The sequence below is a fragment of the Microbacterium sp. K27 genome, assembly GCF_004794435.1.
GTDB lineage: Bacteria > Actinomycetota > Actinomycetes > Actinomycetales > Microbacteriaceae > Microbacterium > Microbacterium maritypicum_A.
In genome coordinates, this window is sequence record NZ_SSDK01000046.1 from 14,209 (window position 1) to 36,015 (window position 21,807).

Annotated in this window: 23 protein-coding genes and 1 riboswitch; of the genes, 2 read left to right on the forward strand and 21 right to left on the reverse strand. The window is 68.9% G+C overall.

Going from position 1 to position 21,807, the window contains the following annotated elements; genetic code table 11:
* Positions 1 to 221 precede the first annotated feature (221 nt).
* From DW307_RS15765 to DW307_RS15830, 14 genes are all read right to left on the reverse strand, one after another.
* Positions 222 to 2,372: a bifunctional hydroxymethylpyrimidine kinase/phosphomethylpyrimidine kinase gene (locus DW307_RS15765; protein WP_136025186.1), complete on the reverse strand. Its 2,151-nt coding sequence runs from the start codon at positions 2,370 to 2,372 to the stop codon at positions 222 to 224.
* Complete coding sequence (gene thiM, locus DW307_RS15770) at positions 2,369 to 3,217, reverse strand: hydroxyethylthiazole kinase (RefSeq protein WP_136025187.1); 849 nt, start codon at positions 3,215 to 3,217, stop codon at positions 2,369 to 2,371. Before thiM ends, DW307_RS15765 begins: the two co-directional genes overlap by 4 nt.
* Positions 3,208 to 3,302: riboswitch (TPP riboswitch) on the reverse strand. Its footprint overlaps the gene before it by 10 nt.
* Before the next feature lie 6 nt (positions 3,303 to 3,308).
* The gene (locus DW307_RS15775) at positions 3,309 to 4,271 is read right to left on the reverse strand and encodes an NAD-dependent epimerase/dehydratase family protein (protein WP_136025188.1); all 963 of its coding nucleotides are present in this window, start codon (positions 4,269 to 4,271) and stop codon (positions 3,309 to 3,311) included.
* Positions 4,272 to 4,331: 60 nt separating this feature from the next.
* Positions 4,332 to 5,060, reverse strand: a complete 729-nt coding sequence (locus DW307_RS15780) for a DUF402 domain-containing protein (protein WP_136025189.1) — start codon at positions 5,058 to 5,060, stop codon at positions 4,332 to 4,334.
* A gap of 85 nt (positions 5,061 to 5,145) precedes the next feature.
* On the reverse strand, positions 5,146 to 7,656 hold the full coding sequence (pheT, locus tag DW307_RS15785; RefSeq protein WP_136025190.1) for a phenylalanine--tRNA ligase subunit beta: 2,511 nt from the start codon (positions 7,654 to 7,656) through the stop codon (positions 5,146 to 5,148).
* Entirely contained in the window at positions 7,656 to 8,696 is a 1,041-nt protein-coding gene (gene pheS, locus DW307_RS15790; protein WP_021199762.1) for a phenylalanine--tRNA ligase subunit alpha, read from the reverse strand. The genes pheT and pheS overlap by 1 nt, the downstream gene beginning before the upstream one ends.
* Before the next feature lie 42 nt (positions 8,697 to 8,738).
* Positions 8,739 to 9,641 (reverse strand): amino acid ABC transporter permease, encoded by a 903-nt coding sequence (locus DW307_RS15795; RefSeq protein WP_021199763.1) that lies wholly within the window; start codon positions 9,639 to 9,641, stop codon positions 8,739 to 8,741.
* Positions 9,638 to 10,285, reverse strand: coding sequence for an amino acid ABC transporter permease (locus DW307_RS15800; RefSeq protein WP_136025191.1), 648 nt, complete (start codon positions 10,283 to 10,285; stop codon positions 9,638 to 9,640). Before DW307_RS15800 ends, DW307_RS15795 begins: the two co-directional genes overlap by 4 nt.
* Positions 10,286 to 10,366: 81 nt before the next feature.
* Positions 10,367 to 11,284, reverse strand: a complete 918-nt coding sequence (locus DW307_RS15805; RefSeq protein WP_021199765.1) for a glutamate ABC transporter substrate-binding protein — start codon at positions 11,282 to 11,284, stop codon at positions 10,367 to 10,369.
* 55 nt (positions 11,285 to 11,339) lie between these two features.
* Entirely contained in the window at positions 11,340 to 12,086 is a 747-nt protein-coding gene (locus DW307_RS15810; RefSeq protein ID WP_029260612.1) for an amino acid ABC transporter ATP-binding protein, read from the reverse strand.
* A gap of 254 nt (positions 12,087 to 12,340) precedes the next feature.
* The gene (locus DW307_RS15815) at positions 12,341 to 13,303 is read right to left on the reverse strand and encodes a TAXI family TRAP transporter solute-binding subunit (RefSeq protein ID WP_021199767.1); all 963 of its coding nucleotides are present in this window, start codon (positions 13,301 to 13,303) and stop codon (positions 12,341 to 12,343) included.
* Complete coding sequence (locus DW307_RS15820) at positions 13,300 to 14,676, reverse strand: sensor histidine kinase (protein WP_021199768.1); 1,377 nt, start codon at positions 14,674 to 14,676, stop codon at positions 13,300 to 13,302. The genes DW307_RS15815 and DW307_RS15820 overlap by 4 nt, the downstream gene beginning before the upstream one ends.
* 3 nt (positions 14,677 to 14,679) lie before the next feature.
* Positions 14,680 to 15,351 carry a response regulator transcription factor gene (locus DW307_RS15825; protein ID WP_021199769.1) on the reverse strand — a complete coding sequence of 224 codons (672 nt, stop codon included), beginning with the start codon at positions 15,349 to 15,351 and terminating at the stop codon, positions 14,680 to 14,682.
* A gap of 36 nt (positions 15,352 to 15,387) precedes the next feature.
* Positions 15,388 to 16,200 (reverse strand): TrmH family RNA methyltransferase, encoded by an 813-nt coding sequence (locus DW307_RS15830; protein WP_136025192.1) that lies wholly within the window; start codon positions 16,198 to 16,200, stop codon positions 15,388 to 15,390.
* A gap of 57 nt (positions 16,201 to 16,257) precedes the next feature.
* Between DW307_RS15830 and DW307_RS15835 the strand changes: the two genes are divergently transcribed.
* Positions 16,258 to 16,710 (forward strand): ribosomal maturation YjgA family protein, encoded by a 453-nt coding sequence (locus DW307_RS15835; RefSeq protein ID WP_081860203.1) that lies wholly within the window; start codon positions 16,258 to 16,260, stop codon positions 16,708 to 16,710.
* A gap of 8 nt (positions 16,711 to 16,718) precedes the next feature.
* Here DW307_RS15835 and rplT read toward each other — a convergent pair whose 3' ends face one another.
* The 3 genes from rplT to infC form a co-directional block, all read right to left on the reverse strand.
* On the reverse strand, positions 16,719 to 17,105 hold the full coding sequence (gene rplT, locus DW307_RS15840) for a 50S ribosomal protein L20 (RefSeq protein ID WP_021199772.1): 387 nt from the start codon (positions 17,103 to 17,105) through the stop codon (positions 16,719 to 16,721).
* A gap of 34 nt (positions 17,106 to 17,139) precedes the next feature.
* Positions 17,140 to 17,334: a 50S ribosomal protein L35 gene (rpmI, locus tag DW307_RS15845; RefSeq protein WP_017828564.1), complete on the reverse strand. Its 195-nt coding sequence runs from the start codon at positions 17,332 to 17,334 to the stop codon at positions 17,140 to 17,142.
* A gap of 73 nt (positions 17,335 to 17,407) precedes the next feature.
* Positions 17,408 to 18,034, reverse strand: coding sequence for a translation initiation factor IF-3 (gene infC / locus DW307_RS15850; RefSeq protein ID WP_096359486.1), 627 nt, complete (start codon positions 18,032 to 18,034; stop codon positions 17,408 to 17,410).
* 255 nt (positions 18,035 to 18,289) lie between these two features.
* Between infC and DW307_RS15855 the strand changes: the two genes are divergently transcribed.
* Positions 18,290 to 18,688, forward strand: a complete 399-nt coding sequence (locus DW307_RS15855) for a DUF1844 domain-containing protein (protein WP_017828562.1) — start codon at positions 18,290 to 18,292, stop codon at positions 18,686 to 18,688.
* A 37-nt stretch (positions 18,689 to 18,725) separates the two neighbouring features.
* Here DW307_RS15855 and DW307_RS15860 read toward each other — a convergent pair whose 3' ends face one another.
* The 4 genes from DW307_RS15860 to priA form a co-directional block, all read right to left on the reverse strand.
* Positions 18,726 to 19,499 (reverse strand): alpha/beta hydrolase, encoded by a 774-nt coding sequence (locus DW307_RS15860; protein ID WP_136025193.1) that lies wholly within the window; start codon positions 19,497 to 19,499, stop codon positions 18,726 to 18,728.
* 244 nt (positions 19,500 to 19,743) lie between these two features.
* On the reverse strand, positions 19,744 to 20,157 hold the full coding sequence (locus tag DW307_RS18185; protein ID WP_029260606.1) for a hypothetical protein: 414 nt from the start codon (positions 20,155 to 20,157) through the stop codon (positions 19,744 to 19,746).
* A 22-nt stretch (positions 20,158 to 20,179) separates the two neighbouring features.
* Positions 20,180 to 20,977 carry an SseB family protein gene (locus tag DW307_RS15870; protein WP_136025195.1) on the reverse strand — a complete coding sequence of 266 codons (798 nt, stop codon included), beginning with the start codon at positions 20,975 to 20,977 and terminating at the stop codon, positions 20,180 to 20,182.
* Entirely contained in the window at positions 20,961 to 21,707 is a 747-nt protein-coding gene (gene priA / locus DW307_RS15875; protein ID WP_021199777.1) for a bifunctional 1-(5-phosphoribosyl)-5-((5-phosphoribosylamino)methylideneamino)imidazole-4-carboxamide isomerase/phosphoribosylanthranilate isomerase PriA, read from the reverse strand. The genes DW307_RS15870 and priA overlap by 17 nt, the downstream gene beginning before the upstream one ends.
* Between the last annotated feature and the right edge of the window lie 100 nt (positions 21,708 to 21,807).

The window sequence follows — 21,807 nt, forward strand, 5'->3', positions numbered from 1 at the left end:
GGTCCTTCCTCGAAGGGAGGACCGGGGACGGGGCCGGAGGCGGCGACACCGGCTCTCGACCGCTGCGCGTGCGCAGGCAGGAGGGCGGGGTCGCCTACAGTCGGCGGCCGCGGCGTCGGCGCACAGCGATGACGCTCGGAGCGAGCGTCGGAGAAGCGGTGGCGGCCGAAGGCATGTCGCGACAGTAGCGCGGCCCCGGCGGCCACCGCAAATCCACCCCGTCATCTGAGAGGCTGCAGCCCCATCGGCGCGGCGAAGAAGGCGAGCTCGTGTGCGCTCGACACCGCGAACACCCGGCGCATGCGCGCACGGGTCGGGGCATCGGCCTGGGCCGCGGCCCCGGAAGCGTATGTGATCGCCTTCTCCGTCGCCGCCTCGAATGCCGGATCCGCGTACGTCGTGAGCCAGGACGCGAAGGGATGCTGCGGATCCCGCGCGTACTCCCCGAACTCTCCGGCATGCAGGCGTCGGCCGAGGTCGGTGTAGAGCCAGAAGCAGGGAAGGACGGCCGCGACGATCTCGCCGTAGTCGCCGCCGAACGCGACGGAGCGCAGGTGGTCGAGGTACGCGGTGGTCGCCGGCCCCGGCTCCGCGGCGAACGTCGCCGCGCTCACTCCCTGAGCCGGGGTCAGATACGACGCGTGCAGCTCGAGTTCACCCACGATCGAGCCGTGCGCGGAATCGGCCCAGAAGGCCTGTTCCTCCGACGTCGGCGCGAGCCGGGCGGCTTCGGCGAGGACACGGGCGTACTCGCGCAGATACAGCGCGTCCTGCGCGAGATACGTCAGGAAGGGGCCGCGCTCCAGCGTCCCCTCGGCGAGCGCCCGGATGAACGCGAGTTCGTCGATCCCCGCGCGGATCTCCGCGATGTCCTGCCACCAGTCCTCGGCGATGTCGTCAGCCGCCGGTCGAGTCTCTGTCCCCGCACGCTCCCGGAGCCCGGCGAAGTGGTCGATCGGCCCGTGACCCCGCCCCACGCTCAGCGCGTCCCCTGCGCGCAGGGATTCGCGGAGCCAGGCGCGCGCGGCGCTGACCGCATCGGCCGGCCGCTCCCCGCGCGCGAGGAGCGTCGCGAGCGCGGACGACAGCGAACAGCCAGTGCCGTGCGTGTTCCTGGTCGGGATCCGGGTGCCGGCGAACTCTTGGCGCGTCCCGCGATGCGCATCGACCAGCGCATCCGGAGCCGAATCGCCGTCGAGGTGTCCCCCCTTGACCAGGACAGCCGCCCCGACCGCGGCCGACAGCTGCTCCGCCGCGGAGAGCGCGTCCTCCCAGTCGAGGACGTCGCGGCCGGACAGCACTGCGAGCTCGGCGAGGTTCGGGGTCACCAGAGTCGCCCGCGCGAGGAGATCGTGCAGCGCTCGCTCGGCATCCGGATCCAGCAGCCGATCGCCGGAGGTCGCCACCATAACGGGGTCGAGCACGACGACCGGCGGACGAACGCGGTCGAGCCACGCACCCACGACGCGGATGACGTCGGCGTCGGCGAGCATCCCGATCTTCACGGCGTCGATCACGATGTCGTCCGACACCGCATCCAGCTGCGCGCGGAGGAAGTGCGCGGGCGGCACATGCACGGCACGCACTCCCTGCGTGTTCTGCGCCGTCAGCGCAGTGAGGACCGCCATCCCGTATCCGCCGTTCGCGGCGATGGACTTGAGGTCGGCCTGGATGCCCGCGCCCCCGGACGGATCGCTGCCGGCGATGCTGAGCACCCGCGGCACGGCGCCGGCGAGCCAGCGCCGGCGGAACTCCGCTGCCGTGGCCTCGGGATCGTCGGCGGCGCACAGCACCGAGACGACGGCGAGCCCGGCCGCACCGGCGTCGCGGAGGGATTCCGTGTCATCGATGCCGACGCCGCCGATCGCCACGCACGGCAGCGAGCTGGCCGCCACGAGATCACGGAAGCCGTCGACGCCGAGAGGAGCGGGGTGATCGGGTTTGGTGGCGGTCGGGCGGATCACACCGACACCCAGATAGTCGACGGTGCCGGCGGGCAGAGCATCGACCGCGTCGAGATGCGCACGAGTGTTCGCGGTGAGGCCGACCAGCGCGTCGGGTCCGAGCGCCTCACGCGCACGCAGCACCGAGGCATCGCCCTGTCCCAGATGCACGCCGTCGACCCGAGCGCCCCGTTCCCGGGCAGCGACCACGGCGTCCAGCCGGTCGTTCACGACGAGCAGCGCCCGCCCGTCGATCACCCGCGACAACGCGATCAGCTGATCGACCGTCTCGGCGTCGGTCGCGTCCTTAACGCGCAATTGGACGATCCGCACCCCACCGTCGACCGCTCGGCGCACCGTCTCGACGACGCCTCTGTCCCCGCAGAGCGCCGCGTCCGTGACGAGGTAGAGCGAGAGATCGGCGTTCACCGGACGCCGCCTTCGACGCGTGCATCGGCTCTGATGTCGCCGGGGCCCACCGCGGCGAGCGCATCCAGCAGGGCGACGGCGAAGCTGCCCGGCCCCGCGGATGTCGCCGCTGCCCGCTCGGCGGCGATCGTGTAGACGAGGCTCGCGGAAGCCACAGCGGTCAGCGCATCGTGATCCGTCGCCTCGGCCGCACCGAGGAAGGCCGCCATCACCGCGCCGAGCGCGCATCCTCCTCCCGTCACGCGGGTCAGCAGCTCGTGGCCGTTGGCGAGGCGCAGCATCCGCACCCCGTCGGTGATGAGATCGATCGGCCCCGACACTGCGACCACCGCGCCCGTGGTCCGCGCGAGCGTTGCGGCGGGATCGGCTGCGGAGTCCGTGGCGTCGGTGGCATCCACCCCACGTCCGCCCGTGCTGAGCCCGGCGAGGGCGAGGATCTCGGAGGCGTTGCCGCGGATAGCGGTCGGTCGGTGCTGCGCGAGCCGGTGGGCGAGGGCGGTGCGCACCGGAAGCGCACCGATAGCTACCGGGTCGAGAACCCAAGGCGTACCGTTCGCCGCGGCTCCGGCGACCGCCTCCAGACTCGCCGCCCGCTGCTCGGGCGTGGGAGTCCCCAGGTTGATCAGCACCCCGGAGGCGACCCCGGCGAACATCCCCGCCTCGTCGACGATGTCGACCATCGCGGGTGCGGCGCCCAGTGCCAGCAGCACGTTGGCGGTGAATCCCGTCACGACCGCATTGGTGATGCAGTGCGTCAACGGCGGAGCCTCGCGCAGCACCTCCAGGAGGGTCGCGGCGGAACCGGCGAGGTCGTGGGTGGATTCAGGACGCAGAAGATCGCTCATCGCGACATCCCTTCGCTAGTACGAACTAGATCAGGTTCGACGGGTCTGTTCTCAGCCGCGGATCGCGGCACCCCGTGTCACTGCTCGCAGTCTAGCGATCGCTCAGCAGAGCCCTCTCCTCTGCCCGTGTGAGGCCGGCATGGCGCTCCCGGTCGACGCCTCGTGACCGTTCGTCGGCGACGACGCGCTCGATCGTGTCCGTGAGCGGACGAAGCCGCCCGCCGCTCGCGTAGAATGCGCGATTCGAGCGGGTCATGAAGCCACTCATGTCGGTCGGCAGCCACAGCGGCAGGGACCGCGGCCCCGCCCAGTACTCGACGTCGTGCGCACGGAGCCATCCCTCGTCCGCGACGTACACGGAGCCGGTGTGACCGGCCGCGAGGCGCACCGCACCCAGCACATCGGTGAGGGGGTGCTCATCGCCCACGCCGTTGACCACGCCGCTGCGTGTGGCCGTGACGATGTACGCCGCGAGATCGTCGACATCGATGACCTGCGTGCTCCTTCCCTCGAGCGGCGGCAGCAGCACGGCTTCCGAGCCTGCTCGCGCGAACGCCGCCGCCCAGTACCCGAACCGGTCGCTGGGGTCGCCGTCGCCCACGATGAGCCCAGGGCGCACGATGAAGCCGCGCTCCCCCAGGCGCAGGACAGCATCTTCGGCTGCTGCCTTCTGCGCACCGTAGTCGTACTCATCACCCGGGCTCGCAGCCGGATGTCGCGGCGTCGACTCATCTGCTCCGACCGTCTCGTCATCGGAGTACACCGAGACGGACGATACGTAGCTCCAGCGTCCCGCCCGATCGCCGAGCGCATCGACCGCGGTCTCGACCTGCACCGCCTGGGACGAGACGTCCACGACGTGATCCCAGTCCCGCCGCGAGAGATCGGCATAGACGTCGGCATCCTCACGATCGCCGCGCACGAGCACGGCACCCTCGGGGGCCGGACGGGAACCGCGGCCGAGACACGTGACCGCGGCGCCTTCGTCGACCCACCTCCGGGCGATGCGCCCGGAGAGCCAGCCCGTACCGCCGAGGATCAGAACATCCGTCATGATTCCATGTCATCAGGTGGCGGATCTCTGCGGAACCTCCTCCGCCCACAGCAGATCGCTTCAGAGCAGATCGGGGGGCGTGCTCAGACGATCCAGGCCCGCGAGCACCGGGACGCTCCACGCGGGATCGGGCTGCCAACGTGTCCACGCGACGTCGAACGGCCAGTCACCGGACTCGAACGAGGCGATGGCCGCGTCCGCGTGCCGCTCGATCTGCGCCGCCTGCTCGGGGCTGAGACGCCCCTGCTGGATCGCGGCGACGAGCTCGTCCTCGTCTTTGAGGTGGATGCCGCCCTCCGGATCGATCTCGACGTCGAGGATGTGGTCGGACGAGTAGGTGTCGTGATCGGTGCGCAGATGTGCGTTCTCGAGGTTCACGTACCAGCCGGCGAAGGACCAGTCCGGGCCTGTGGTGTCGCTCCAGAACAACCAGACCGACCATGGCAGCCCGGCGGGGGCGATGCACAGCACGCCGTTCCCGCGCCAGGGCTCGACGATGCGCGTCCGCGGCTCGAGCCAGCGACGCGCGAGCGGTACTTCACGCACTCGCTGTCCGCCGAGAGCTCCCGGAGCCTCCTGCAGCGTTCCGGGCGCGAGCCATGCGACGAGCCCCCGTTCGTCGTCGCGCACCACCCGCATCGGAGCGATCCTGGAGGGCTCCCCCGGCTGCCATCCCGGCTTCCGATAGTGCCAGTCGATCTGCATGCCCGACTCGAGGAACGGTCCTTCTCCGAGCGGCCGCGCGTCATCCGGGACGGCGGCCGGAGTGCCCTGGGGGAGGATTCTCATCCCGCCACGGTACTCCGGCGCCGACCGGAATCGTCTGACCGACGACACGGTACGTCCCACGGCGCGGTGCGTCGTGCTCCCGTGCTCAGTCGCGCAGTGCGGCGCCGAAGCGCTGCCCAGCGACCTCGACACCGGCGAGCTTGGCCGCGGTGGCCTCGGCCGCCGTGAGCGTGCGATCGTCGGCACGGAAGCGCAGGGCGAACGTCAGGCTCTTCGAGCCGTCCGGCACGCCCTCCCCGCGATAGTCGTCGACGAGACGCACCGATTCCAGCAGCGCACCGGCACCCTCGGCGAGAGCCGCCTGCACATCCGCGGCCGGAACGTCTGCCGGCAGCGTGAGCGAGACGTCCTGCGTGGCAGCGGGGAACGTCGACAGCGAGGCCGCGACGACCCGACCACCGGCGAGCGACAGGATGCGGTCGAGGTCGACCTCGAACACGGTCGCGCGCCCCGGAAGGTCGGCGCCCTCCGCCACAGCGGGATGCAGCTCACCGACGTAGCCGACCTCTTCCCCGGCGACCCGGAGCGATCCGGTGCGTCCGGGGTGCAGGGCCGCACGCTCGGCCTGGACCACGTCGATGTCGACGCCGGCCGCCGCCGCGATGACGCGGACCGCGTCCAGTGCCTCGGCGAGGCCTGCGGCTTCGGCGGGACGACCGGGCTGACGCGGGGAGACAAGGCCGGTGAGCAGCGCGGAGATGAACCGGTGCTGCGGCGGGATCGACGCGTTCAGGGCGGCGAGCGTCTCATCGGACGGGCGCTCGCCCAGCGGCGGCACCTCGTCCGTGCCGTACTCCACGCCCGGCTCGGGCAGGAAGACCACGCCGGTCTCGAAGATCGCCAGGTCGGTGAGTCCGCGCGAGATGTTGCGGTGCGCGGTCTGCAGCAGACCGGGAATGAGCGAACGACGCAGATACGGCGCCTGCCCGTCGAGTGGATTCGCCAGGCGGATGCTCGGGAGGTGTTCACCCGATGCAGAGCCGTGGAGGTCGTTCTGCGCCTCGGTGGTGAACGGGAACGACGGCGTCTCGACGAGACCGGCAGCAGCCAGGGCATCGGCTACGCGTCGACGACCCTGCTGGTCGGCGGTGAGGCCGCGACCGGACGGGGGCGTCGGCAGCACCGAGGGGATGCGGTCGAGCCCGTGGATGCGGGCGACCTCCTCCGCGAGCGTCCACTTGTCGGTGAGGTCGGGCCGCCAGGTCGGCGGGATCACGCTCCAGCCGGAACCCGCATCCGACGCCGTGACATCGGCACCGATGGTGGTCAGCGCACCGGTGATCTCGTCGTCGGAGTAGTCGACGCCGATGAGCCCCTGCACGAATCCGGCGGGGAGCTCGATCTCGCCGACGAAGACCTCGGTGAACAGCGCGCCACCCTCCTCCGTGAGCGTGCCGCCGGCGAGCTCGACCATGAGGTCGGCAGCTCGGCGGGCGGCCACGAACGGGATCAGCGGGTCGACACCGCGTTCGAAGCGCTTGGACGCCTCACTGGGCAGCTTGTGTCGACGTGCCGAGCGGGCGATGGTCGTGGGGTCGAAGTTCGCCGCCTCGATCAGCACGTTCCGCGTGGTGTCGCTCATCTCGGTCGTGCCACCGCCCATGACGCCGGCAAGGCCGATCGGGCCGGACTCGTCGGTGATGAGGAGGTCTTCCGCGTGCAGAGCGCGCTCGACGCCGTCGAGCGTGGTCATCTTCTCGCCGGGAGTGGCGCGGCGCACCGTGATGCCGCCCGTGAGCTTGTCGAGGTCGTAGCCGTGCAGCGGCTGGCCGAGCTCGAGCATCACGTAGTTGGTGATGTCGATCAGCACGCCGAGCGAGCGCATGCCCGCAAGACTCAGCCGGGCGACCATCCACGGCGGCGTCGGACGTGAGGGGTCGACACCGCGGACGACGCGGGTCACGAACTCGCTCGCACCCACGTTCCCGCGCACGGGTGCGACGTCATCGACCACGGTCGTGTGCCCGGACCCGGGCTGGAGCTCGGCGAAGTCGCGCTCGGCCGGGTCGCGGAAGGTCGCACCGGTGGCATGCGCGTACTCACGGGCCACGCCGCGGAGCGAGAAGGCATATCCACGGTCGGGAGTGACGTTGATCTCCACCGCGACGTCATCGAGGCCGAGCAGAGCGATCGCGTCGGTGCCGACGGGCGCGTCGATGCCGAGATCGGACAGCACCACGATGCCGTTGTGCTCATCGCCCAGGCCGAGCTCGCGCGCCGACGCGATCATGCCGTCCGACACGTGACCGTAGGTCTTGCGGGCGGCGATCGGGAACGGACCGGGAAGCACGGCACCGGGCAGCGTCACGACGACCTTGTCACCGGCGACGAAGTTGTGCGCACCGCAGACGATCCCGCGGATGCCGCCGTTCGCCTCGCCGACGTCGACCTGGCACCAGTTGATGGTCTTGCCGTTCGACTGCGGCTCGGCCTCGAGCGAGACGACCTGTCCGACGACCACGGGACCGGTGATGTCGAAGCGGTGCACATCCTCTTCTTCGAATCCGACGGTCACCAGTGCCGCGAGGACGTCCTCGGGCGTGGCATCCGCTGCCAGATCGACGTACTCACGCAACCACGAAAGCGGGACGCGCATCACACCACCATCCCGTACTGCTCGCTGAATCGGACATCGCCCTCGGCCATGTCGCGCATGTCCTGGACGTCGCTGCGGAACATCAGTCCCCGCTCGATGCCCATGCCGAACGCGAAGCCGCTGTACACCTCGGGGTCGATCCCGGCGGCGCGCAGCACGTTCGGGTTGACCATGCCGCAGCCGCCCCATTCGATCCAGCGCGCGCCGCCCTTGAAGGTCGGGTGCCACAGGTCGAGTTCGGCGGAGGGCTCGGTGAAGGGGAAGTAGTTGGTGCGGAAGCGCGTCTTGGCCTCGGGCCCGAAGAGCTGCTTCGCGAAGTGATCGAGTGTGCCCTTGAGGTGCGCCATCGTGATGCCCTTGTCGATCACGAGTCCCTCGAACTGGGTGAACACCGGCAGGTGCGTGGCGTCGAACTCGTCGGTGCGGTACACGCGGCCGGGGCACAGCACGTAGATCGGCACCTCGCGGTCGAGCATCGAACGCACCTGCACCGGGCTCGTGTGCGTGCGCATCACGAGATGGCGGGAGGTGGGGTCGACGTAGAACGTATCCTGCTCCTGACGGGCGGGGTGGTCGACATCGAAGTTCAGGGCGTCGAAGTTGAACCACTCGTGCTCGAGCTCCGGCCCCTCCGCGATCTCCCATCCCATGCCGACGAAGATGTCGCAGACCTGGTCCTGGAGCAGGGTGAGCGGGTGCCGGGCACCGACGCGGGTGCGCGACGGCACGGCGGTGATGTCGACCCGCTCGGCCTCGAGCCGCGCAGCGACCTCGGCCTCCGCCAGTTCGGCTTCCTTCGCCGCCAGCGCCTGCGTCACCCGCCCGCGTCCCTGACCCACGAGCTTGCCGAAAGCGGCCTTGTTCTCGGGGGCGACCTGTCGCATCGAGGCATTCAGGACCGCGAGCGGCGATCCGTCGGCGACGTGTGCGGCACGAGCCGCTTTCAGCTCGGCGGTGTCGGTGGCTGCGGCGATCGCCGCGAGGGCGTCGGCGACAGCGGCTTCGACCGCTTCCGGGGTGATTTCAGGAGACTCTGACACGAGAATCGAGTCTACCGGGGGCGCGTGGGTCGCTTTCGCGGATCAGCGCGACGCCTCGGACCCGTCGCCCTGCAGGACGATGAGCGAGGTGTTCGTCTCGCCCCCGTGCTGACGGGGATCCGGTACCGCCGGCCCGGCCTTCGGCGAGCGCTTGGCACGGCGCTGGAGGCGGTAGGCGATGTAGGAGAGCAGGAGACACACGGCCACGTACATCGATCCGCCGACGATCGCCGCGGGGATCAGCGGGGACCCGTAAGGCGCCTGGTTGCCGATCTGGTTGATGACGTAGAGGAGCTCCTGGTACGTGATGATGAATCCGAGCGCGGTGTCCTTGAGCGCCACGACGAGCTGCGCGATGATCACCGGCATCATGGCCCGCACGGCTTGCGGGATCAGGATGAAGTACATCACCCCGGTCTTCCGGAGTCCGATCGCATAGCCGGCTTCCTTCTGCCCGCGCGGCAGCGATTCGATGCCGGCACGCAGCACCTCGGCGAGCACGGAGCCGTTGTACACGATCAGAGCGATCACGACGGCCCAATACGGCGGCATCTTCACGCCGATCACGGGAAGGCCGTAGTACAGCAGCATCATCAGGATGAGCACGGGCACCGCTCGCAGCACCTCGATGATCCACCGGACGGGCTCACGCACCCAGGCGTGCTCCGACAGGCGGCCGATGCCGAGCAGGAAGCCGAGGGCGATGGACCCGACGCCGGCGACCGCGAAGGCGGCCAGCGTGGCCAGCAGCCCTTCGCCGAAGCGGACCCAGACGGCGGAGAACGTGAAGATGTTCCACTTCTCGGCGGAGAACTGTCCGGTGGCGAACAGCCTCCACACGACCCAGCCGAGCACGGCGAGGACGACGAGGACCGTGGCGGCTCCGATGAGCCGGTTGCGGGCGATGGCACGGGGGCCGGGGACGTCGAAAAGAACGGAACTCATCGCGCGATCCTCCACTTGTTCTCGAGAACGCGCTGCACCCAGGCGAGCAGCAGCACCAGGACCACGAAGACGACCATGACCCAGAGCAGCACGGCCAGAGCGTTCTCCCCCTGTTCGCTCAATGCCGCCCGGATGGTCCCCAGGTTGGCGACGGAGAAGCCCGCAGCCACAGTGGTGTTCTTCATGAGGGCGATGAGGACGCTCATCATGGGCGGGACGACGGAGCGCGTCGCCTGCGGCAGCACGACGTAGCGCATGACCTGTCCGAAGTTCAGGCCGATCGCTCGCGCCGCCTCGGCCTGGCCGACGGGCACGGTGTTGATGCCGGCTCGCAGCGCCTCGGCGACGTACGTCGCGGTGTAGATGCCGAGAGCGGCCACTGCCAGAGGCAGGGGGTTCACCCGCTCCCCCAGCAGGATCGGGAGGCAGAACGCGAAGAAGAACATGACGAGCGTCAGCGGGGTGTTGCGGATCCAGTTGACGTACACGCCGCCGACGGCGCGGGCGATCGGAACCGGAGACACACGCGCGGCTCCGACGATCAGTCCGAGGATCAGCGCGATGATGCCGCCACCCAGGAACAGCACGATGGTTCCCCACAGTGCCTCTCCCCAGAGGTCGAGGTGGTCGGTGATGACTCCCACTGCTGCTCCTGTCGATTCGGGTTCTCGGGTGGTTCGTGCCGATGAGCGGGGCGGTCGACCGGGTCGACCGCCCCGCCGGGATCAACCGATCGGGTCGACCTCGGGCTGGGTCGCCTTGACGCCGGACGCGCCGAGGTTGTTGTCGAAGATCTGCTGCCAGATCTTGCCGCCGTCGGTCAGCTGCGTGTTGAAGTACTCGGCCAGAGCGTCGTCGCCCTTGGCGAGTCCGATGCCGTAGCGCTCCTCGCTGAAGGGCTCTCCGACGACCTTCAGCTTGTCCGGGTCCTGGGCCGCGTAGCCGATGAGGATCGCCTCGTCGGTCGTGACGGCGTCGACCTGACCGTTCTTGAGGTCCTCGACGCACTTCGAGTACGTGTCGTACTCCTTGGTGGGCACGTCGGGGTAGTTCGTCTTGATGTTCTGGATCGGCGTCGAGCCGGTCGCCGAGCAGACGGTCGTCTCCGCGCTCAGGTCATCGACGCTCTTGATGTCGCTGTCGGCACCGACGAGGAGGCCCTGACCCGTGACGAAGTACGGCCCGGCGAACGAGATCTGCTCCTTGCGCTTGTCGGTGATCGAGTACGTGCCGACGTAGTAGTCGATATCGCCGTTCACGATGGCCTGCTCGCGGTTCGCGGAGGCGATCGCCTGGAACTCGATCTTCTCCGGGTCGACGCCGAGCGATGCCGCCATCCAGCGGGCGATGTCGACGTCGAATCCGGTGCGGTCGCCGGTCACCGGGTCGAGGTACCCCAGACCCGGCTGGTCCTCCTTGACGCCGACCTTGACCGTGCCTGCCGACTCGATCCGGTCGAACGTCGGGCTTCCCTCGATGCTGACGTCGGTCAGCACGGTCCACGGCGTGCTGCTGGAGGTGTCGCCCTCGTCGCCGCCCTCCGGGGCTCCTGTGCTGGACGGCGTGCCGCTGTTGCAGGCCGTGAGCGCCAGCAGCGCGGCCGCTGCGATTCCGATACCTGCCAGTGTCCGTGTGCGTCGCATGTGCGTCTCCTTCGTGTGCTGTGTGTGCAGGGTCTGTGTGGTCGGTGCGGGGGCGTCAGTGCGTGAGGAGCTTCGAGAGGAAGTCCTTGGCGCGGTCGCTCTTCGGGTGCGTGAAGAACTCCTCGGGAGTCGCCTCCTCCACGATCCGTCCGTCGGCCATGAAGACGACGCGGTCGGCGGCCTTGCGGGCGAAGCCCATCTCATGGGTGACGACGATCATCGTCATGCCGTCCTGGGCCAGCTCGACCATGACGTCGAGGACCTCGTTGATCATCTCGGGGTCGAGGGCGCTGGTCGGCTCGTCGAACAGCATCACCTTGGGCTGCATCGCGAGGGCGCGGGCGATCGCCACGCGCTGCTGCTGCCCGCCGGACAGCTGGGCCGGGAGCTTCGATGCCTGCTGCGCCACGCCCACGCGTTCGAGCAGCACCATCGCCTCCTTCTCGGCATCCGCCTTCTTGAGGCCGCGGACCTTGATCGGGCCGAGGGTCACGTTCTCGAGGATCGTGAGGTGTGCGAAGAGATTGAAGGACTGGAAGACCATGCCGACGTCCGCACGCAGGTGGGCGAGTCCCTTCCCCTCTGCCGGCAGCTCCTTGCCGTCGATGCGGATGGTGCCGCTCGTGATCGTCTCGAGGCGGTTGATCGTGCGGCACAGGGTCGACTTGCCGGAGCCGGACGGGCCGATCACGACGACGACCTCTCCCGAGTTGACGGTCAGGTCGATGTCGGTGAGCGCCTGGAAGTCGCCGTAGTGCTTCTGGACGTTCTCGACCACGACAAGCGGGGTATCAGAGGTCATCATTTCTCCAAACTAGCCACGTCGGACGCGGGTCTCCAGGCACCTCGGTGAGATTTACACGTTCGTAATCACCTGATCGCGGCACCAATGCTGCTGTGCATGGGTACCCCGCGGCCCGCCCCCACGGGCCGCGGAATCGTCCTGCTGCAGCTCCCCAACGACAGTTGAGCAACAGGCGACGATCGTGCGCGATCGACCTCACAATGGCAGAGCGCCACCCACGGTGTCAGACTTCTTGAGCATTTCTTGAGCAGTCAGCCGCGCTGATCCCGGTAGTAGTCGGCTGCCCCGGGGTGCAGCGGGACGGGGCCGGTGAAGATCGCCGAACGCCGGTCCAGCAGCGCGGCGGTCGGCACCTCCCCCGCGATGCGCAGACGTGCATCGAACAATCCGGCGAGCACGTCACGAGCGACGGCGTCCGGGGTGGAGGCTGCGGTGACGAGATAGTTGGGAACGGCCATCGTGGGCGCGGAATCCTGCAGGCCGTAGGTGCCGGCCGGGACGTCGGCCGGTCGGTACGCGTGCGAGTACCGTTCGTTCACCTCGTTGACCCACTCCTGCTCGATCGGGAGCAGGCGGACCGATGACCTCTCCGAGAGCTCGGCCACCCCCGGGGTGGGCAGCCCGCCGACCCAGAAGAAGCCGTCGATGTCGCCACGCTCCATCGCCTCGATCGACTCGCTGAGGTCGAGCTGGGGATTGCGCACGGAGCCGAGATCGACACCTGCCGCATCCAGCACCCGAGCGGCGATCACGTTCACCCCGGAGTTCTCCGCACCGAGGGAGATGGTGCGGCCGGCCAGATCCCCGATACCCGAGATCTCCGACTCTCCGCGTACGACGACCTGCACGTACTCGTCGTACAGGCGGGCGAGGGCCTGCACCTCCAGCGGATGGTCGAAGGCGCCGGAGCCCGCCACCGCGTCTGCCGCGGCGTCTCCCTGCGCGAACCCGATCAGCGCCTCCCCCGAACTCACCCGCAGCAGGTTGTCGACGGAACCCGCCGTCTCCTGCGCGACCATCCGGATATCCAACGAGTCCGACAGGTCTTCGGCCAGGTGGCTGCCGTAGTCGTAGTAGACGCCGGTGGACCCGCCGCTGGCGATGGCGTACTCCTCGTCCGTCCACTCGCTCGCACGCGGACTGCACGCGGTCACGCCGACCGCCAGCAGGAGAGCGCTCGCGCCGGCGAGCAACCGTCGCACGCCGGCCGTCACGGGGTCGTCCCATCGTGGAGCACGAGTGTGACAGCGAGACCGCCGCCCTCCGCCGCAGCGACGGCCAATTCGCCGCCGACCGTGGCGAGCAGGTCACTCGCGATGGCGAGGCCGAGTCCGGACCCCGGGGTGTCCCCGCTGTCGGCACTGCGCCAGAACCGGTCGGTCGCCGCCGCGGCCTGCTCCTCCGTCAGCCCCGGACCGTGATCGCGGACGGTGATCCGGCAGACCTGGCCCTCGCGTTCCGCACCGATCTCGATCGGCGCGCCCTCGGGAGAGAACTTCACGGCGTTGTCGATCACCGCATCCAGCGCACTCTCCACGATCGTCCGGTCGGTCACGCTCATCACCGGCGAAACCCCCGTGGCACGCAAGACGACCCCGCGCTGGGCGGCGACGTCGCGCCACGCGTCCCGTCGGCGAGCGGCGAGCGTCGCGAGGTCGACCGCCGAGATGGTCGAGTCGCCTCGTCCCCCACGAGCCAGCCCGAGGAGCGTTTCGAGGATGCGGGTCATCCGTCGCCCCTCTTCCCGCGTCTCCTCGACATCACCCTGCCACTCCTTCCCCAGTCCCGTCGCCAGATGCTCGACGCGCAGGAGCAGGGCGTTGAGGGGGTTGCGCAGCTCGTGGGAGGCATTCAGCGCGAACTCCTGCTGCCGCGTCATCACACGCTCGATCTCGTCGGCCATGCCGTTGAAGACCTGCGCCATGCGGCGCAGCTCCGGCGGACCGTCGTCGGCGGCGACACGCGCGTCCATCTCGCCCCGCTCGATCGCCACCATCGCCTCGTCGAGCCGTCGCACCGGCGACAGCACCCACCGGGCGAGCCGGAACACGAGCAGCACCCCGAGGGCGACCAGCACCAGCGCGATCGCCGAGATGAGCAGGATCTGCTGGAGGATCGCCGCGCGCGGCGCCTCCACATCTCCGGCCACCAGCACGGCACCGATCACGTCCCCGTCGTCGAACACCGGCTCGGCCAGGGCGGCGTCCGCGACGGTCCACGGGAACAGGACCGTCGGCTGCTCGGCACGCCGCCCGGAAAGCGCGAGTCTGACCCGCTCGGCGTCCTCGTCCGGGAGCGCGGCCGGGTCCTGCTCCCCCGCCGCCCAGACATTGCCGCCGAGATCGAAGACCGTGACCTCGATTCCGTACACCTCGCGGAAGCGCGCCACCTCGGCGTCGATCACGGCGGCGCTGCCGGACCGCAGGGCCTGACGCGCACTCGTGACGAAATACCCGAGGTCGCCGAGCTGCTGCGTGTAGAACGCCTGCTGGACGCTGTGCGCCGCACTCCATCCGGCTGCGCCGCCGAGCGCGGCCAGGATCGCGACGAGCGGCACGAGGAAGACGATGATCAGACGGCGCCGCATGGCTCAGGACCCCGCAAGACGGTAGCCGACTCCGCGCACGGTCTCGATGACCCCACGGACTCCGGTCTTCTTCCTGATCGCTCCGACGTGCACCTCGAGCGAGTGCCCGAACCCGCGCCAGTCGGTGTTCCATACCTCACGGATCAGGCGCTCCTTCGGCACCGCCACCCCCGGGTATCGGGCGAGGACGGCGACGATGTCGAACTCCTTGCGTGTGAGGTCGATCGCCGTGCCGTCGACGAGCACCTGACGGGCGACGAGGTCGATGTCGACATGGCCGTCGTGCAGCAGCACCCGGGCGTCGGCCTCCGGTCTCATCGGCCTCGACCTCCGGGTGACCGCCTCGATCCTGGCGAGGAGCTCGTGCACGTCATAGGGCTTCACGACGAAGTCATCCGCGCCCGCGCGCAGTCCCTTGATGCGTTCGGCGACCTGGTTGCGGGCGGTCACGATCACGATCGGAACCTCCGAGCGCCCCCGGATGCGACGGCACAGGTCGACGCCGTCGATGTCGGGGAGACCGAGGTCGAGGAGGACCACCTCGGTGTCGGCTCCCAGCATGCCCAGCGCGGCAGCGCCGTCCGCCGCGCGCACAGTCGCGTATCCCGACCGTCCGAGGAAGGCCTCGAGCGCCCCGGCGACCCGGTCGTCGTCCTCGACGATCAGAATCCTCATCGACTCCGCTTCCTGCTTCCCTCGGCGCCCGAGAACTCAGTCGCGAGCGGACGCACGCTGTGCAAATGCACTCTCGTAGAGGCACACGCTGGCGGCCGTCGCCAGGTTGAGGGATTCGGCACGACCGAAGATGGGCAGCTTGAGCACCTGGTCGGCGAGGGCCAGCGCATCGTCTTCGAGCCCCCGCGCCTCGTTCCCGAAGAGCCATCCGGTGGGCTCGGCGAGCACGCCCTCGGCGCGCGCCTCCAGGAGATCGTCACCCTTCACATCGGCTGCGAGGATGCGGAGACCTGCATCGTGTGCGCGCTTGACGACATCGGCGAGGTCTCCCCCGACCGACACCGGGAGGTGGAACAGCGAACCCGTCGTGGCACGCACCACCTTCGGGTTGTACGGATCGACGGTTCGTCCCGTGAGCACGACGGCATCGGCGCCCGCCGCATCCGCCGCCCGGATGATCGTGCCGAGATTGCCGGGATCGCGCACCTCTTCGCAGATCGCCACCAGTCGCGGCGCGGCGTCGAAGATGTCGCGCACGGAGGTCGGTGTCTGCTGCACCACCGCCACGAGTCCCTGCGGAGTGACGGTGTCGGCCATCGCGTTGAGGACGTACTCGGTGACGTACTCGACGTCGATGTCGGCATCGGCGGCCTTCGCGCGGATGTCGGGGTGCCGCTCCCACCCGTTAGGCGTCGCGAACAGCTCGACGATCGCCTCGGGACGATAGGTGAGCGCTTCGCGCACGGACTGCGGGCCTTCCAGAAGGAACAGGCCCGTCTCGGTCCTCGCGCTTCGTTTGGTCAGCTTCGCGACGGCTCGGACTCGGGGCGAACGGGGGTTCTCCAGCACGATCACAGTCTAGGGAACGCCGGGCTGGTTCCCGCACCATCGGGATAAGGTGCCGGGATGACCCACAGCGCTGCTGCGAACACCTCTCGTCGGCGGGTCGCCCTCGCCGTTCTCGCTGTCGCGACGGTCGGGATCGGTCTGGTCGTCCATCGCGGCATGAGCGGTGCGGTCGGCGACATCGCGGGCGACGCGCTGTACGCCGTGCTCATCTACCTGCTCGTGGCCCTCGTCGCCCCGCGATGGCCTCGTCCCGCTGTGGCGTTCCTGTCCTTCGTGGTCTGCGCCGGCGTCGAGCTGCTCCAGCTCACCGGCCTTCCGCGCGAATGGGGAGCGATGTTCCCGCCGATCCGACTCGTCCTCGGCTCGGGCTTCGACCTGCGGGACCTCGCCGTGTACGCGATCGCGGTCGCCGCGACCTCCCTGATCGACATGGGAGTCACGCGGGCCGTGGGCCGCAGTGCATCCAGAAACGCCACAGGGCGCCCTCCCGAAGGAGAGCGCCCTGTGTGAAGAGGTGCTTACGCAGCCGACTTCGGTGCGTTGACGTCGGAGGGCAGAGCCTTCTTCGCCGTCTCGACCAGCGTCGTGAACGTCGCCGCGTCGTTGACCGCGAGGTCGGCGAGCATGCGACGGTCCACCGTGACACCGGCGATGCCGAGGCCCTGGATGAAGCGGTTGTAGGTCATGCCGTTCTGGCGAGCCGCAGCGTTGATGCGCTGGATCCACAGGCGACGGAAGTCACCCTTGCGCTTGCGACGGTCACGGTACGAGTAGACCAGCGAGTGGATGACCTGCTCTTTGGCCTTCCGGTACAGGCGCGAACGCTGTCCGCGGTAACCGGAGGCGCGCTCGAGGATGACCCGGCGCTTCTTGTGGGCGTTTACTGCCCGCTTGACTCTTGCCATTTTCCTGTGTTCCTATTCGTGCGTTCGGCGCGCGTCAGCGACCGAGAAGCTTCTTCGCGACCTTGGTGTCAGCCTTCGACAGCACCTGGTCCTGGTTCAGACGACGGGTGCGACGGCTCGACTTGTGCTCGAGGTTGTGGCGCATCCCGGCCTGCTGCTTCTTCAGCTTTCCGCTTCCGGTGATCTTGAAGCGCTTCTTAGCACCCGAGTGGGTCTTCTGCTTCGGCATCTTCTCTTCCTTCGTATGGCGCCTTCTCAGGCGACGGTGTCAACCCGCGGTGCGGGAGTTCTGGGGGCGGGAGTCACTCCGCCGGAGCTGCGGCCGGTGCGTCCGACTCGTTCTTCGCGTCGCGCGAAGCCTGCTTGTTCGCCGCGCGCTGCGCGTCACGAACCGCATTCTGCTCCTGCTTGGCCTCGGACTTGCTCTTGAGCGGCGCCACGATCATGACCATGTTGCGACCGTCGATGGTCGGGTTCGACTCGACCGTGCCGAGCTCGGCCACGTCTTCGGCGAACTTGCGCAGCAGACGAACACCCTGCTCGGGACGCGACTGCTCACGACCACGGAAAAGGATCATGGCCTTGACCTTGTCGCCGGCCTTGAGGAACCCCTCGGCGCGCTTGAGCTTGGTCGTGTAGTCGTGGGCCTCGATCTTCAGACGGAAACGGACTTCCTTGAGGATCGTGTTCGCCTGGTTGCGGCGAGCTTCCTTTTCCTTCTGGGCGGCCTCGTACTTGAACTTGCCGTAGTCCATGATCTTGACGACGGGCGGCTTCGAGTTGGGGGCGACCTCGACGAGGTCGAGATCGGCTTCCTGCGCGAGGCGCAGCGCTGCCTCGATGCGGACGACGCCGATCTGCTCACCCGCGGGGCCGACGAGGCGGACCTCGGGGACGCGGATGCGCTCATTGGTACGGGGATCGCTGATGCGGAACTCCTTAGACGATGTGATTCGGCCACCGCGATGCTGTCTGCATCACGGGCGAAATCGGAATCGTCCCCGCCCACCGGCATTCAGACGCCGGCTCCGCACCCTACCTGCCGGGTCCGTCTTGCGAACGGAGCCGGTGGAGTGCAAGACCCGGTAGCCTTGAACGGCAAGCGCGGGTGGGAAGTGAATCCTCTTTCGATCCGGAGCATGACGCTCCGGAGCCCGCCAAAGTCTAACAGAAAGCAAGGCGAAGTGACGAACCAGGCACCGGACGAGGCTGCACGCGAGCGCGAAGAGCGCTGGGCACGTCAGGAGGAGGCCGCATCGTCGGCCACACGAGACATCGCCGATGTACCCGCCGTCGAGGTGATCACCACCGCCGCCGTGCACCTCATGAGCGCGGCAGCCGTCAAGCTCGGGCTCGCCGACGATCCGGACGCCGCGGCGCAGATCGACCTCGACGAAGCGCGCAAGCTCATCAACGCCCTCGCCGGACTCATCACCGCCGGCGCTCCGGAGATCAGCGATATGCACGCGCGCTCCCTGCGCGACGGCCTTCGTTCACTGCAGCTCGCCTTCCGCGAGGCCTCCACGATCCCCGACCCGATCGGCAAGGGCCCGGGCGAGAAGTGGACCGGACCGGTCAACTAGCTTCGGCGCAGGTGTGAGACCTGCGCAACCGACGGGCTCACGAAGCCGCGCATTCTCCGCCGCCGACAGAGCCGAGATGGCGGGCGAAGAAGCGCGCGGCATCCTCGCCGGCGAACTGCGGGACGCCCGTGTGGCCGCCCATGTTGGCGTAGAGCGTCTTCTCAGTCGATCCGAAGGCGTCGAACAGGTCGAGCGCCATCCGGCGCTCGTTGCCCTCGTCATCCCATTGCAGGAGGACATGCAGCGGGATGGTGACCCGACGCGCCTCCTCCAACGTCGTACGGGGCACATAGCTTCCGGCGAAGAGGCCTGCCGCGACGATGCGTGAGTCGATCGCGGCGAGACGTACTCCGATTGCGATCACCCCACCGGAGAATGCCGTCCGCTCGCCGATCTCGGGAAGGGCAAGAGCCTCGTCGAGCGTGGTCTGCCATTCCGGCACCGCCTGATCGACGAGAGGAAGTATCAGCTGGTCGATGACCTCCTCGCCCGGCTCTTCGCCGACAGAGATCGCACGAACGAGGTCGGCCCGCGCCGCCGCCGCGCCAGGCAGCGGCGTTCGGTCGCCCGCTCCGGGCGCCTCGATCGAGATCGCAGCGAAGCCTTGCGCCGCCGCGCTGCGCGCTCGCGCCGCCAGGCGGGAGTACATTCTTCGCATGCCGATTCCGCCGGGTTGGCCCATCAGGATGAGGGGAACCGGCGCGGAGGAGGAAGCGGCTGGCGGCGTCCACATGATGCCGGAGATGTCACCGATGGTGAATTCGCGCTCGGTGAGGCCGCCGTCGAGGTTCTGTTCAGACGTGAAGTGCATGGTCATGCCTTTCGGGAGTGCTGCTGATATGCGGCGCTCCCGGACGACCTATCGCCCGACCGTGACTCCCCGGAGGAGCACCGACGTCACTTCGTTCACGGATACCACCTCCTCACTTCCTGCACGGATCTCCGACGCTATCAGCACCGGCAGCAGCGATCGGACCGCGCACCTCCCTGCGGAGACGCGTTCCCGTTCCCGCCCGCGGTCCGACGTGGAGAGCGTCATCTCCGGCGATGAAGGATCAGGGCTCCAGGATCAGGGGGTCCGCAGTGGAGGGGCCGCCGCACGGGCCATCAGCGTGGGTCCAGGCGATCGGTTCCTCGGATTCGTGGATGACGGTGCCCTGCGCGTCGAACAGGCGGATGTCGACGTCCTCGGGTGTCGACATGTCGAACATGAGCCGCCAGGTCCCGTCGTCCTCACGGGACGCCGCGAACAGGTTGGTCGAGACGGTCTCGTCCTCCCCCGGCGCCGGTGAGCACTCCGCGTCCACGCAGAACTGGATGGCCGCTGTCTCCGGGAATACGCTCACGTCGACGACCACCCCGTTGACGTAGCCGATCGCCGGGCACGCGGTATAGCAACCCGTGGTGCCGGTCGCGGCACCACCCAGGAGCGCGACCACGACGAGGACTCGCATCAGACCGCGGGACATGCCCCGATCGTAGCGAACGCTCTCAGACGCTGCGGCGGAGCTTCACGGTCAGCGAGTCGGCGAGCACAGCGATGCGATCATCGGACGCCCAGCGCTGAGCGAGACGCGAGAGCACGGCATCGAGCACCTCACGCTCCAGACCGTCGACGAGCTCGAGGACCACGATCAGCTCGGGGCCCCGGAGCCGCGCGTCGGGATCGCCCGCAGCCACCGCCACGTCGATCACTGCCAGTTCGTGCGCCACGCTCTCCTGGAGAGCCGTGAACACCTCTGTCGACAGGAAGCTGGGCTCCCAGCGCTGCTCCTGAGCGATCGCCCAGACCGCGGGACGCCGGATCACGAACTCCGTCTCTGACGTCGGGTCGAGAACGATGAGATCGGTGTCCTCCGCCGACGCCGCCAACGCGGCTCGAACGGCCTCGACGGGGATCGGTCGCGCGGTCGGATCCCATGCCTGCATCGCCTGCACGGACGAGAAGACCGGCTGCACGCGCCGGCCGTCAGGCGCCGCGACCGTCACGATGGACAGTTCCTGCGTCTTGTCGACGGTGAGACCGCTCGGCGCGACCCCCTCCTCACCCTTCTCGGCGATAAGCGGAATCAGCACGCGCGCGGTACGGAAGGCGTCGACCACGTCGACCTGGCTGCCTTCACCCGCACGGAACCGCAGCAGCGCGGCCAGCAGAGCGGGATCGGCGGAACCGTCGTCCGACGCGTGCGGATTCGACTCGAAGCTGCGCCCCTCCCAGGGGACGCCCGCCGAATCGCCGTGGTTGTGCGATTCCGGCCCACAGGCGTGCGCGTCAGTCTCCTGCGACATCCAGAGCCTCAGCCAGCGTGAACGCGCCGGCGTAGAGTGCCTTGCCGACGATCGCACCTTCGACGCCCAGCGGCACGAGCTCGCGGAGCGCGGCGATGTCGTCGAGGCTCGAGATCCCGCCGGATGCGACGACCGGTTTCGGGGTACGTGAGGTGACCTCGCGGAGAAGTTCGATGTTGGGGCCGCGAAGAGTGCCGTCCTTCGTGACGTCGGTGACGACATAACGGCTGCAGCCGGCGTCTTCGAGGCGGTCGAGCACCTCCCAGAGGTCACCGCCCTCCTTGGTCCATCCGCGGGCGGCGAGCGTCGTCCCCCGGACGTCGAGGCCGACCGCGATCGCCTCGCCGTAACGGCCGATCACATCGGCCGCCCACTCCGGGTTCTCCAGCGCGGCCGTGCCCAGGTTGATCCGGGTGGCGCCGCTCTCCAGAGCCGCCTCCAACGTCGCATCGTCGCGGATGCCTCCGGAGAGCTCGATGCTCACACCCTTGAACTGCTTGATGACCTTGCGCAGGATCGGCGCGTTGCTGCCACGGCCGAATGCGGCGTCGAGGTCGACGAGGTGGATCCACTTCGCTCCCTGCGCCACCCACTCCCCTGCGGCATCCAACGGGTCGCCGTAGCTGGTCTCGGTTCCGGCCTCACCCTGGGTCAGACGGACGGCCTTGCCCCCGGCGACATCGACCGCGGGAAGGAGCGTGAGCGAGGGGGACTGCGCGAAGTCGTTCATGGGGTCCTTGGATCGGGAAGCTCTACGGCCCGGTGCGGGCACGAGAACCGAGGGTAGTCCGCCGGACGGCGGGGAACAAAACGGGTGACGCCTGCCGAAG

Coding starts and splice junctions, on each gene's coding strand:
- pheT (WP_136025190.1), bottom strand. CDS start 7,656: ATGCGCGTCCCGCTTTCGTGGTTGCGTGAGTACGTCGATCTGGCAGCG.
- thiM (WP_136025187.1), bottom strand. CDS start 3,217: ATGAGCGATCTTCTGCGTCCTGAATCCACCCACGACCTCGCCGGTTCC.
- rplT (WP_021199772.1), bottom strand. CDS start 17,105: ATGGCAAGAGTCAAGCGGGCAGTAAACGCCCACAAGAAGCGCCGGGTC.
- DW307_RS15835 (WP_081860203.1), top strand. CDS start 16,258: ATGACCCACAGCGCTGCTGCGAACACCTCTCGTCGGCGGGTCGCCCTC.
- DW307_RS18185 (WP_029260606.1), bottom strand. CDS start 20,157: ATGTCCCGCGGTCTGATGCGAGTCCTCGTCGTGGTCGCGCTCCTGGGT.
- DW307_RS15810 (WP_029260612.1), bottom strand. CDS start 12,086: ATGACCTCTGATACCCCGCTTGTCGTGGTCGAGAACGTCCAGAAGCAC.
- DW307_RS15860 (WP_136025193.1), bottom strand. CDS start 19,499: ATGCACTTCACGTCTGAACAGAACCTCGACGGCGGCCTCACCGAGCGC.
- DW307_RS15775 (WP_136025188.1), bottom strand. CDS start 4,271: ATGACGGATGTTCTGATCCTCGGCGGTACGGGCTGGCTCTCCGGGCGC.
- DW307_RS15820 (WP_021199768.1), bottom strand. CDS start 14,676: ATGCGGCGCCGTCTGATCATCGTCTTCCTCGTGCCGCTCGTCGCGATC.
- rpmI (WP_017828564.1), bottom strand. CDS start 17,334: ATGCCGAAGCAGAAGACCCACTCGGGTGCTAAGAAGCGCTTCAAGATC.
- DW307_RS15805 (WP_021199765.1), bottom strand. CDS start 11,284: ATGCGACGCACACGGACACTGGCAGGTATCGGAATCGCAGCGGCCGCG.
- DW307_RS15825 (WP_021199769.1), bottom strand. CDS start 15,351: ATGAGGATTCTGATCGTCGAGGACGACGACCGGGTCGCCGGGGCGCTC.
- DW307_RS15870 (WP_136025195.1), bottom strand. CDS start 20,977: ATGTCGCAGGAGACTGACGCGCACGCCTGTGGGCCGGAATCGCACAAC.
- DW307_RS15795 (WP_021199763.1), bottom strand. CDS start 9,641: ATGAGTTCCGTTCTTTTCGACGTCCCCGGCCCCCGTGCCATCGCCCGC.
- priA (WP_021199777.1), bottom strand. CDS start 21,707: ATGAACGACTTCGCGCAGTCCCCCTCGCTCACGCTCCTTCCCGCGGTC.
- DW307_RS15780 (WP_136025189.1), bottom strand. CDS start 5,060: ATGAGAATCCTCCCCCAGGGCACTCCGGCCGCCGTCCCGGATGACGCG.